This window comes from Phenylobacterium sp. (genome assembly GCF_046290725.1).
Taxonomy (GTDB): Bacteria; Pseudomonadota; Alphaproteobacteria; order Caulobacterales; family Caulobacteraceae; genus Phenylobacterium.
Window position 1 is genome coordinate 1 of sequence record NZ_JBKBUH010000010.1, and the last position, 11349, is coordinate 11349.

The following is an 11349-nucleotide window of genomic DNA, read 5'->3' on the forward strand; positions in this document are numbered from 1 at the left end:
CCCCCCCCCCCCCCCCCCCCCCCCCCCCCCCCCCCCCCCCCCCCCCCCCCCCCCCCCCCCCCCCCCTCCCCCCCCCCCCCCCCCCCCCCCCCCTCCCCCCCCCCCCCCCCCCCCCCCCCCCTCTCCCCCCCCCCCCCCCCCCCCCACGGAGTGCTTCTCCATGAACTCGGACATGTCGATGCGGACCATCGCCGTATCGTCGTCGAACAGGAAGCCGGCGAGCGCCTTGGTGAGTTCAGTCTTGCCGACGCCGGTCGGCCCCAGGAAGAGAAAGGAGCCGAGCGGCCGGTTCGGATCCTTCAGGCCCGCCCGCGCGCGACGGACCGCACGGCTGACGGCGCTGATGGCGTGGGCCTGACCGATCACGCGGCGGCCGAGCGCCTCTTCCATGTGGATCAGCTTCTCCCGCTCGCCTTCAAGCATCTTGTCGACTGGGATGCCTGTCCAGCGCGACACCACCCCAGCGATGTCCTGGGCCGTCACCTCCTCACGCAGCATGGCGCCCTGGCTGGCGGCCTGCGCGTCGGCGAGCTGCTTCTCCAGCTGTGGAATGACGCCATAGCTGAGCTCGCCGGCGCGGGTAAGGTCGCTGCGCCGTTGCGCCTGCTCAAGTTCGAGGCGGGCTTGGTCGAGCTGCTCCTTGAGCCTGGCCTCGGCCTGGATCTTCTCCTTCTCGGCCTGCCAGCGCTGCGTCAGGGCGGCCGATTCCTGCTCGAGGTCGGCGAGTTCCTTTTCGAGTTTGCTGAGCCGATCCTTGGAGGCCGCATCCGTCTCCTTCTTCAGGGCCTCCCGCTCGATCTTGAGTTGGATGATCCGCCGGTCGAGCGCCTCGATCTCCTCGGGCTTCGACTCCACCTCCATCCTTAAGCGCGACGCCGCCTCATCCATCAGATCGATCGCCTTGTCCGGCAGGAAGCGGTCGCTGATGTAGCGATGGCTGAGGGTGGCGGCGGCGACGATCGCCGCATCGGTGATCCGCACCCCATGGTGCAGCTCGTACTTCTCCTTGAGTCCGCGCAGGATCGAGATGGTGTCTTCGACCGTGGGTTCATCGACGAAGACGGGTTGGAAGCGGCGCTGCAGGGCGGCGTCCTTCTCGACGTGCTTGCGGTACTCGTCGAGCGTGGTGGCGCCGATGCAGTGCAGCTCGCCGCGGGCCAGGGCCGGCTTCAGCAGGTTGCCCGCGTCCATCGCCCCCTCCGCCTTGCCTGCGCCGATCAGGGTATGCATCTCGTCGATGAAGAGGACGATATGCCCCTCGGCGCTCTTTACCTCGTCGAGCACGCCCTTGAGGCGTTCCTCGAACTCACCGCGATACTTCGCCCCGGCGATCAGGGCGCCCATGTCCAGCGCCATCAGCTTGCGGTCACGCAGCGTATCGGGCACATCGCCGTTGGCGATGCGGATCGCGAGGCCCTCCACGATCGCAGTCTTGCCGACGCCGGGATCGCCGATCAGCACGGGGTTGTTCTTGGTTCGTCGGGCCAGGATCTGGACCGTGCGCCGGATTTCCTCGTCGCGCCCGATCACCGGATCAAGCTTCCCGGCGCGCGCCGCCTCCGTGAGGTCTCGCGCGTACTTCTTCAGCGCCTCGTAGCGGTCTTCGGCGCTGGCGGTGTCCGCCAGCCGCCCGCCCCGCAGCGCGTCGATGGCTTTCGATAGCGCCTCCGGCTTGACCCCTGCAGAGGCGAGCGCGCGGCCCGCCGTCGAACTGGCCGATAGCGCGATGGCCAGCAGGAGGCGCTCGACCGTCACGAAGGTGTCTCCGGCCTTTTGCGCCACCTGCTCGGCCTGATCGAGGAGCCGGATGGCTTCGTTGTCGAGGCCCGGCGGCTGGGAAGCGCCGGCGCCGGTCACCGCCGGGATCTTGGCCAGCGCCGAGTCGACCTCGCGGCCGGCCAACTCTGGGGTTCCGCCCGCCGAGCGGATCAGGCCGGCGGCCATGCCCTCCGGGTCCTCCAGCAGGGCCTTGAGGATGTGTTCGGGCGCAATGCGCTGATGGTTGAGGCGGACGGCCACTGTCTGGGCGGCCTGCAGCATGCCTTTGGCGCGGTCGGTGAACTTTTCGAGGTTCATGTCGCAATCTCCTGCCGAACTATCGGCGCGTTATCGGCGGTGCGCCAGGGGGGCGAGCTTTCACAATCCCCTAATCGGCCGGCGGGGCGGCGGCTGAGACCACGACGCGCGCCGGTCGCACCAGGCGCTCCCCGACCCGGTATCCTGCCTGGACGACCTGCAGCACGTGGCCGGGCGCAGCCGCCGGGTCAGCGCGAGTCGCCACGGCCTCGTGCGACGTCGGGTCGAAAGGCTGATCCAGGGGCTCGATGCGCTCCACGCCTTCGCGTTGAAAAGCCTCGAGCAAGGCGCGCCGCGCGGCGCGCAAACCCTCCTGAACGGACCTTGCGAAGGTTTCGTCGTCCTGGTCGGGTCCGCGCGCTGCGTCGACCGCAAGGTCAAGGCTGTCAAGGCCGGGCGCCAGGCGGGCGATCAGGTCCGCCACCCCCGCCCGACGTCCCTCGCTGCGCGCGCGTTCGGCTTGGCGCCGCGCGTTCTCGGCATCAGCGAGGGCGCGGAGCAGGCGATCCTGCAAGGCTTCGACGGCCTCGGTCGCTGCCTGGGGCGCCTCGCCGGCAGACGTCTTGATCTCAGCCGCCGGGGGCGCGTTCGGGATGCCGCTCTCCGAGGTCACTGTGCTGTCTCCTGCCGATCTTAGAGACGGTTCTGGCGGGCTGGCTCGCCGACCTCAAGCCCGCCCGTCATCGGCATCCTCGAATTCAGCGTCGACAATGTCTTCGCTCCCAGCCTTTGGCGCCTCGCCCCCTCCAGCGCTCGTCAGCGCCTCCGTCACCGCTCGCAATGCCTCCCCGCGGGCGATGATCGCTTGGGTGTCTTCGCCCTGCATCGCTGCCCGCAGGGCCGCGAGCGCATCCTCCACTGCCTGCCGTTGCGATCCTTGCGGCGCGTTCGCGAGGGCCTTCTCGGCGGCGAAAATCAGAGCATCGCCCTGATTGCGCGCCTCCACCAGAAGGCGCCGTCGCCGGTCCTCTTCGGCATGTTCCTCCGCTTCGCGCACCGCGCGCTTGATGTCGTCCTCCGTCAGTCCGCCCGAGGACTGTATCGTGATCTTCTGCTCCTTGCCTGTCCCGCGGTCCTTGGCCGAAACATTGACGATGCCGTTGGCGTCGATATCGAAGGTCACTTCGATTTGCGGCACGCCACGCGGCGCCGGAGCAATGTCCTCAAGGTTGAATTGGCCAAGCAACCGGTTGTCGGCCGCCATCTCGCGCTCGCCCTGGAACACCCGGATCGTCACCGCCGGCTGATTGTCCTCGGCGGTCGAGAACACCTGGCTTCGGCGGGTCGGTATGGTGGTGTTGCGCTCGATCAGCTTGGTCATTACGCCGCCCAGGGTCTCGATACCCAGGGACAGCGGCGTAACGTCCAGCAACAGCACGTCCTTGACGTCGCCTTTCAGCACGCCGGCCTGGACGGCGGCGCCCAGCGCGACCACTTCGTCGGGATTGACGCCCTTGTGGGGCTCCTTGCCAAAGAGCTGCTTCACCGCCTCGACGACCTTGGGCATGCGGGTCATGCCGCCGACCAGGATGACCTCGTCGATCTGGTCCGGCGTCACGCCGGCGTCCTTCAGCGCGGCGCGACAGGGCTCGACGGTCTTGTCGATCAGGTCCTCGACCAGCGCCTCCAGCTTAGCGCGGCTGAGCTTGATGTTGAGGTGCTTGGGCCCGTTCTGGTCAGCGGTGATGAAGGGCAGGTTGACGTCCGTCTGCACGGCCGAGCTCAGCTCGATCTTGGCCTTTTCGGCCGCCTCCTTGAGGCGCTGCAGCGCCAGTTTGTCGTTGCGCAGGTCAATTCCCTGGTCGCGCTTGAATTCATCGGCCAGGTACTCAATGACGCGTTTGTCGAAGTCCTCGCCGCCTAGGAATGTGTCACCGTTGGTGGACTTGACCTCGAACAGCCCGTCGCCGAGTTCGAGGATCGAAATGTCGAAAGTGCCGCCGCCGAGATCGTAGACGGCGATGCGGCCGGCCTTTGTCTTGTCGAGCCCATAGGCGAGCGCCGCCGCGGTCGGCTCGTTGATGATCCGAAGCACCTCAAGGCCGGCGATACGCCCTGCGTCCTTGGTGGCCTGGCGCTGGGCGTCGTTGAAATAGGCCGGCACGGTGATGACCGCTTCGGTCACCGTTTCGCCGAGATGCTTCTCCGCCGTCTCCTTCATCTTGCGCAGGATGTGAGCGGAAACCTCGCTGGGACTGTATGCCTTCCCAGCGACCTCCACCCAGGCGTCGCCGTTGGGTCCCGCGACGATCTTGTAAGCCACCATCGCCTTGTCCTTCTGGACGATGGGGTCGTCATAGCGGCGGCCGATAAGGCGCTTGATGGCGAAGAGCGTGTTTTCGGGGTTGGTCACCGCCTGCCGCTTGGCTGCGGCGCCCACGAGCACTTCGCCATCATCACGAAACGCCACCATGGAAGGAGTGGTGCGCGCGCCCTCGGCATTTTCGATGACGGTGGGCTTGCCGCCCTCCATCACGGCGACGCACGAGTTCGTCGTGCCGAGGTCGATACCGACTGCGCGCGCCATGACGGCTTCTCCTTCATTGATCACCAACTTTCGCGCTCCCGGAGCCGACCGACTTGATCTGCATCAAGAGCCGCCTGGTTTCCGCCGATCGCATCGCTTGCCCACGCCGGCCGTTGGGCTGGGAGCGGCGAGCCGACCGCCGAGGGCTCGGTCGTCTTGATGTTCGTCAACATGGCCTGCAGCGCATCCATCGACCCTCCATGCGAAGATCGGGTCAGCGCCTCCCGGCGCGGCCGTGCATCGCGGAGGCGCCTAGTTCCATGTTACAAGCACCGCAGGGCGACGATCGGGAGGCAGGAAGGTTGGCCGCGGCTTTCATGGCCGCCCCCCACCCCCTCGCATTGATCGAGACCGAGGCGGGCCGTTCGTCACTCCGCGTCTGCAACACCGCTTGGGAGCGCCTGACCGGATACGCTTCGGCCGACATCGCCGGGAAGGACCTGAGAGCGCTGGGTTTGGACCTGGCATGGCCCCATGTCGGGATCGCCGCGGCGGATCCTATCCACGCGCCGGCGACGCTGCGACTCGCCGACGACCGAATTCTCAGTTGCTGGATAACAGCGGCGCCTCTGCCGCAGGAGACGAAAGACTCATACGCCGTGGTCGCCGGATTCACGGCGGCCGCGGCCGAACGCGAGGTCCACATCCGGGCGGCGGGGCTTGCCCAAAGTCATCTGCTGGCGATGATCGGCCATGACCTGAGGCAGCCGCTGCAGACGATCGTCGCGGCTCTTCAACTGTTGGGGTCCGCGCCTCCCGCCAGGGCGCAACAGCTGCTGGGGTATGCGAATGCCGCCGCGACGCAGCTCGACCAGGACCTGGCGGCGGTCGCCTTCCTTTCGGCTCAGCAGCGGGGTTCGGCGCTCTTCCTGGAAGAGATCGCCCTGCAACCCCTGCTGGATGAGGTGATGGCGGCTTGGATCCCGCAAGCGGACCTCAAGTCAATCAAGCTCCGCACCGTATCGACGGAGGCGCGGGTCACAAGTCATCCGCAGCTGCTCCGCAGCATTGTCAGCAACCTGGTGGCGAACGCCGTCAAGCATACTGCGCGTGGGGGCGTGCTCATCGGCGTCCGGCGGCGCGGGGACGATCTGGCGATCTCAGTCTACGACACCGGGCCGGGCATCCTCCCGCCGATGCGCGCGCGGCTCTTCGAAGCGTTCGCACGCGGCGACGACGCTGCCGCCGGAGGCTTGGGTCTCGGCCTCTGGATCGTGGGCGAGTTGGCAGGAGTGCTCGGGTGCACCATCGGCGTCAACACCGCACTTGAGCGCGGAAGCTGTTTCAGTGTTCGCATGTCGGCCCACCGGCCACTTGCAGCCGCACTCGGATCTTCTGGTGCGCAGGCCGAAAGCGAGCGGCGGACTTGATCGCGATCAACTTCGAGCATTATCCCTGTGAGATAGGCTGGCCGGCCGCAAGGCCCCCTCCCCTATCTTCGGCTTCAACGTGAAAACCGAAGAGTACATCGACCTGGTGCGGCCGGCGTCGTTGACCCCGCCAAGGTTGTCCGCACTGCGTTTCAGGATGCGGGGTCCGTCGCGGGACTGCTGATCATTGAGGCGGCGGTGGGCGGCATCGCGGAGAAACGGAGGCCAGCGCCTCCGCCTTGGCCGAACAAGCGTGCCACAGCGGCTCGGCGGGAAGCCTGACAATTTGCGCGGCCGCGCCGACGGGCCGCGCAGCTCAGGTCAGCCGATGCAAGGCGTCGCTCAGCGGCCGCTCAGCGTCGAGATAGTCGGCCCAGGCTGCGGTGCTGACCAGCGCGGTCGCTGCGGTGCGCAGCGTCCAGGCCTGGGGTTCAAGGTCGGCTCGCACCTGGTTCCAAGCAAGAGGGAAGCTAACGGGCGCGAACGGCCGCGCACGCGGCGAAAGCGGCGCCACCGCGGTCGCCGCCCAATCATTGCGCAGATAATCAAGGAATATGCGTCCCTGGCGTTGGTCAAGGCTGGCGCTGAGCACGTAGGCTTGCGGCGCGTCGGCGGCGAGCGCTTGGCAGAGCCTGCGGGCAAAGCTCTTCGCCATCGCCCAGGTGGTCTTACCCTTCTCGTCCGCCAAGGGCGCGACCACGTGCAGACCCTGGCCGCCAGTGGTCTTGCAATACGGCACAAGGCCGGCGCCTTCCAACCTGTCCTTCACCGCCAGGGCCGCTTTGACGACGCTCTCGAATGGCAGGCCATCGCCCGGGTCAAGGTCGATCACGACGCGGCCGGGGACCTCAGGCTGAAATGGCCGGCAGTTCCAGGGATGGAACTCCACCGCCGCCAACTGCGCCGCGGCCGCGAGCGCGTCGAGGCGGTCAAGCTGAAAACAGGGGGGCCCGCCTCCGGTAACGGCGACCCGCGTTATCTGCGCTGGGGCGCCTCGACCCGGATGGCGCTGAAGGAACCGCGGCGGAGCGAGGACGCCGTTCGGCGCGCGAACAAGGGCGCACGGCCGGCCCTGCACGTGGCGCAGCATCCAAGGTCCCACGGCCTCCAGGTAGCGGGCGAGGTCCAGTTTCGAAATTGGCTGTCCCCGGCCGTCGTCCGGCCACAGCGCCCTGTCCGGGTGGGTGATCGCCACGCCGAGCACCTGAGCCTGCGCAGCGCGCCCCGACGAACCGGCCCCGGCCGCGGCGCTCGCCGTCCGCTTGATCTCGTCGGCCATGCGCTCCGCGCTCCTGCAAGACCTTGTGACGCCGTCCCGGCGCGGCGCAGGGCGCTGACCCGCCGCAATTTCCTCAACGGTGCGCCCGGAGGCGACCGAGGTGGTCAGGGTCTGGAGCAGAGCCGCGCCCTCACCAGGCGCCGCCCAGGCGTCGCGGCGCTTGATCAGCAGCCAATCGCGCCCGCGCGCTCCGGAACGCCGCGTCATTTGCACCAGCGCCCACCCGCCTTTGAGCCGAACGCCGTCGAGGGTGAACCTCAACTTGCCGTGCTCCAGCATGATGCGGGGGTCGCCCTCGGGCCTCCAGTAGCCGCGATCCCATATCATCACGGCGCCAGCGCCATATTGTCCCTCCGGGATTTTGCCTTCAAAGTCGCCGTAGTCGAGGGGATGGTCCTCTGTCCTTACGGCCAACCTTCGCTCCGCGGGATCGAACGAGGGCCCCTTTGCGACGGCCCAAGAGAGAAGGACGCCGTCGAGCTCAAGCCGCAGATCATAGTGCAGTCGCCGCGCCGCATGCTTTTGGACGACGAACCGCAGCCGCTTTGCCGGTCGGACGGCGCCCTGGCCAGCTGGTTCCGGTGTCCTGGAAAAGTCTCGCTTGGCGCGGTAACTGTCGAGTCGCGTCTCGATCACGGCTTGCTTCACCTGCTTGGACTGTTCGGTTCGCCGGCGTTCTTGTCGTCAGGTGTCCCCTAGGCGTTCAGTAGGGCGCGGGAGGTGGGGCTCGCCGCCTCCGCGTATTCGCGCAGGATCGCGGGCCATGCGGAGGGTTGTGACAAGGGGTCTCCATCCTCGGCGATGGAATGAGCGCAGGCAGCTTGGTGCTGCAGCTCAACCTGCGTCAGTTTCGCGCTGCGCGGCCGAAACCAAATGGAGATGTTGCTGAGAGGGTGGCCATCGCTTCCCGTTCGCGTGAGGCCAAGGTGCGTTTCCGGGGTGAACGCGGCGACGGCGCCCCAAGGGATGCGCCGTCCGCTGACGGTCAACTCGAACCAGGAGCCGCCGAGACGTGGCTCCATCACGACCTTGGCGAGGGCGTCCTTCGACACGGTGTAGGCGAACGGCCACCATCCGCTCATCTCGTCCACGAACACGGAGAACGCATGAGCGGCCGGCGCGCGGACTTCGATCTCGTGTTTCAAGTTCTCGCCGTCCATTTCAGGCGGCGCATTCGTACGCCTGACCGCGCCGCCACGCACCTTCGCGCGCGTGGTGCTGCTGTTGATCGGTGACAAAGCGCTGCACCTTCTCGAAAGCGCGCATTTCGATCTGCCGGATGCGCTCGCAGCTCACGCCATATTCCTGAGCCAGCTCGGCAAGCGGAGCGGGAGGGTCGCGCAGGCGTCGGGCGACGAAGATTCGATGCTCCCGCGGCCCGAGCGGGCTGAGGGCCTGAGTGAGCAGACGCGTGCGGTAGTCTCGCTCGTCGGCTTCCGAAAGCGCGGTCTCCGGATCCTGAGCGTTCTCATCGGCAAGGCGCTCGAGGCGATCCGGCTCGCCTTCGTCGCCGTGGAGCGCGCTCAGCGACAGGTCGCGCCAGCCGAGGCGGGCCTCCATCCCGGTGATGTCTCCGGGCGGAACATGAAACAGCTCGGCCATCTTGGCGATGCTGTCGCCGGCGAGCAATTCGGACGGACACGCCTCGATGCGCGCGCGGGCCCTCCGGAAACCGAAGAACAGACGCTTCTGAGTGGCGCTCGTGCCGAGCTTGACGATAGACCAGTGTCGCAGGATGTAGTCCTGCAAGGCGGCGCGAATCCACCAGGCGGCGTAGGTGGATAGCCGGCAATCCCGCTCCAAGTCGAACTTGTAGATGGCATGCAGAAGCCCGACATTGGCCTCGGAGATCATGTCTTCGAGCGGTAACCCATAGCCACGATAGCCGCAGGCGATCTTGGCTGCGAGGCGGAGGTGGCTGGTCATCAACCGATGCGCCGCCGCCAAATCGACCTCGTCGCGCACGCGTCTGGCGAGCGCATACTCCTCATCGCGCGTCAGCACCGGATAGCGTCGCACGGCCGAGAGATACTGCCGCAGACTGGCGGCGAAGGGCGACGCGACCACGCCGCCGGCGAGGAATGGATAGGACACGGGACCCGATGCTCCTGATGGTGCTGCCGTGACCAGAGTGGTGGCTCCGCGCCGCCCTGACTTGACCGGCATCAAGTGGCGCCCGCACCGCGCGCCAGCGCGAAGCTTCGGCAGTTCGCCGGCCGAGCGCCGCTGGTCCTGCGCCGCGCCGTTGCCCCTCGGCCGTGCGTGTTCTGAGCATTGCTCGCCAGGAGCCCGCGGACCTGACCCTGAGGACGTCAGGCGGAATAGACGTCGCGCAGCAGGTGTTCGGGCGGCGGCTCTGGAGACGCCTTCGCGAAGGCTGAGGCATCCTCCACGCGCTGTTTGACCGTCTTGTCGATCTCGTCCAGCTCGGTGGCCAGGTCGGGATCGCGGGTCAACACGAGGCGTTTCAACCGTTGGATGGGATCGCGCCTGCGCCGGACCCGTTCCACCTCTTCTCGCGGCCGATACCTCGCCGGGTCGCTCATCGAATGGCCGCGATATCGATAGGTGTTCATTTCCAGGAGACAGGGGCCTTCCCCCGCCCGGACATGCCGTGCGGCGCGCGCCGTCGCCTCGCGAACCGCGACAACGTTCATTCCATCGACCGCCTCTCCGGGAATTCCGAACGAGAGACCGCGCCGATAGAAGCGGGGCTCGGAGGCGGACCTCTCCACCGCCGTCCCCATCGCGTAGCGATTGTTCTCGATGATGTAGAGCACGGGCAATCGCCAGAGCGCGGCCATGTTGAAGCATTCATAAACCTGGCCTTGATTGGCGGCGCCCTCGCCAAAGACGACAAACGCCACCCTCCCATTTTTCCGGTAGCGGTTGGCGAAGGCCAAGCCGCTACCGAGACTGGCCGGGGCGCCGACGATGCCATGGCCGCCGTAGAAATCCTGGTCGGGCGCGAAGATGTGCATCGATCCGCCCTTGCCCCGCGAGGCGCCGCCGATGCGTCCGGTCAGCTCCGCCATGACCGCTCGCGGCTCCATTCCGCACGCCAGCGCATAGCCGTGGTGGCGGTGGCTCGTGATCACCTGATCGCCTGGCGCACGGGCGCCGACCACGCCCACAGCGACCGCCTCCTGGCCGATGCTGAGGTGACAGAACCCGCCGATCAAGCCCATGCCGTAGAGGCGCGCGGCCTCCTCCTCGAACCGCCGGATCAGCGCCATCCGCTGATAGTCGGCCAACAGCGTCGCGAGGGTCTGCGACATGACGTCCTCCCGGGGGAGTCGATCCCGGCCCTCATCCGCCGACCTGACGGCGCCCGCGGACGCAGCCCCTACTTCCTGCGCCACACGCCCGTGGCGTCACGATAGTAGTCACCGGGCCTCAGCTTCGTCTCGAACAGGGCCTTCGCGGCGGCGACGCCCGCGACCTCAGGGCTCACGCCATGACGACGCGCCGTCGCCTCGTACAGCCGAGCGCGCGCGGTGTTGATCTCCGCCACCGCCGCGGTGAGCTCGGGGTCGTCCTGGGGCGCCACGAAACCGAGGTAGCCGTCGGCCTGCTCGCCGACCTTCCCGGCGGCCTTGGCCGCATCGACAAGCGCCTTGGACGACGAGGACTGCGCGACGGCCGGCCGCACAGGCGTTCCCATCGCGGCCAGCAACAAGATGGCAAGTGCTCGACGCGTCGGATGGGCTTGGAACACAGCCGCGCCTCCGTCAGTGCGACAGGAGCAGCGGAATGGGCGAGTCGTCGAGCATGTCCCGGCTGACCCCGCCCAGTACGAACTCCCGTAGGCGCGAGTGACCGTAAAGCCCCATGACGATCAGGTCGGCCTGCATAACGTGCGCCGCGTGCTGCAGGATCACCTCGCTGGCAGGCCGCCCGCCGGCGGGAAGCCGGATCACGTTTATCGCCGGGCAGCCGTGGCGTTGGAGGAACGCCTTCAGGACGCGTTCCCCGTCGCGGGCCGCCTCCGGGTGGTCGACGATCACGCCATCGACTTGCGCGGCGCGCTGCAGCAATGGCAGGGCGTCGCGCAAGGCGCGGGCGGTTTCACGCGAACCATTCCCAACAAAAAACAC

General features: G+C 67.6%; 10 protein-coding genes and 1 pseudogene. 2 read left to right on the forward strand and 9 right to left on the reverse strand.

From position 1 onward, the window contains the following. The 3 genes from ACK41C_RS20890 to dnaK form a co-directional block, all read right to left on the reverse strand. The coding region (locus ACK41C_RS20890; protein WP_409658735.1) for a Clp protease N-terminal domain-containing protein at window positions 1–2076 on the reverse strand (2076 nt) is incomplete at its 3' end. 70 nt (window positions 2077–2146) lie between these two features. Beyond that, entirely contained in the window at window positions 2147–2689 is a 543-nt protein-coding gene (locus tag ACK41C_RS20895; protein WP_409658738.1) for a nucleotide exchange factor GrpE, read from the reverse strand. Between the two features lie 54 nt (window positions 2690–2743). Beyond that, the gene (gene dnaK / locus ACK41C_RS20900; RefSeq protein WP_409658741.1) at window positions 2744–4603 is read right to left on the reverse strand and encodes a molecular chaperone DnaK; all 1860 of its coding nucleotides are present in this window, start codon (window positions 4601–4603) and stop codon (window positions 2744–2746) included. Between the two features lie 260 nt (window positions 4604–4863). Here dnaK and ACK41C_RS20905 point away from each other — a divergent pair, with 260 nt between their 5' ends. Both ACK41C_RS20905 and ACK41C_RS20910 read left to right on the forward strand, forming a co-directional pair. Then, on the forward strand, window positions 4864–5973 hold the full coding sequence (locus ACK41C_RS20905) for a sensor histidine kinase (RefSeq protein ID WP_409658744.1): 1110 nt from the start codon (window positions 4864–4866) through the stop codon (window positions 5971–5973). 58 nt (window positions 5974–6031) lie between these two features. Then, window positions 6032–6255, forward strand: a pseudogene (locus ACK41C_RS20910) (hypothetical protein); the annotation flags it as partial. Window positions 6256–6289: 34 nt separating this feature from the next. Here ACK41C_RS20910 and ligD read toward each other — a convergent pair. The 6 genes from ligD to ACK41C_RS20940 all read right to left on the reverse strand — a co-directional run. After that, window positions 6290–7888 carry a non-homologous end-joining DNA ligase gene (gene ligD, locus ACK41C_RS20915; RefSeq protein ID WP_409658747.1) on the reverse strand — a complete coding sequence of 533 codons (1599 nt, stop codon included), beginning with the start codon at window positions 7886–7888 and terminating at the stop codon, window positions 6290–6292. Between the two features lie 59 nt (window positions 7889–7947). Then, the gene (locus ACK41C_RS20920; RefSeq protein ID WP_291844978.1) at window positions 7948–8412 is read right to left on the reverse strand and encodes a hypothetical protein; all 465 of its coding nucleotides are present in this window, start codon (window positions 8410–8412) and stop codon (window positions 7948–7950) included. A 1-nt stretch (window position 8413) separates the two neighbouring features. Next, window positions 8414–9346, reverse strand: coding sequence for an RNA polymerase factor sigma-32 (locus tag ACK41C_RS20925; RefSeq protein ID WP_409658750.1), 933 nt, complete (start codon window positions 9344–9346; stop codon window positions 8414–8416). 218 nt (window positions 9347–9564) lie between these two features. After that, window positions 9565–10530, reverse strand: a complete 966-nt coding sequence (pdhA, locus tag ACK41C_RS20930; protein ID WP_409658759.1) for a pyruvate dehydrogenase (acetyl-transferring) E1 component subunit alpha — start codon at window positions 10528–10530, stop codon at window positions 9565–9567. 68 nt (window positions 10531–10598) lie between these two features. After that, window positions 10599–10970 (reverse strand): YdbL family protein, encoded by a 372-nt coding sequence (locus ACK41C_RS20935; protein WP_409658753.1) that lies wholly within the window; start codon window positions 10968–10970, stop codon window positions 10599–10601. A gap of 13 nt (window positions 10971–10983) precedes the next feature. Beyond that, a partial coding sequence (locus ACK41C_RS20940) for a universal stress protein (protein WP_409658756.1) occupies window positions 10984–11349 on the reverse strand: 366 nt, incomplete at its 5' end.

Coding starts and splice junctions, on each gene's coding strand:
- dnaK (WP_409658741.1), bottom strand. CDS start 4,603: ATGGCGCGCGCAGTCGGTATCGACCTCGGCACGACGAACTCGTGCGTC.
- ACK41C_RS20905 (WP_409658744.1), top strand. CDS start 4,864: ATGTTACAAGCACCGCAGGGCGACGATCGGGAGGCAGGAAGGTTGGCC.
- ACK41C_RS20920 (WP_291844978.1), bottom strand. CDS start 8,412: ATGGACGGCGAGAACTTGAAACACGAGATCGAAGTCCGCGCGCCGGCC.
- pdhA (WP_409658759.1), bottom strand. CDS start 10,530: ATGTCGCAGACCCTCGCGACGCTGTTGGCCGACTATCAGCGGATGGCG.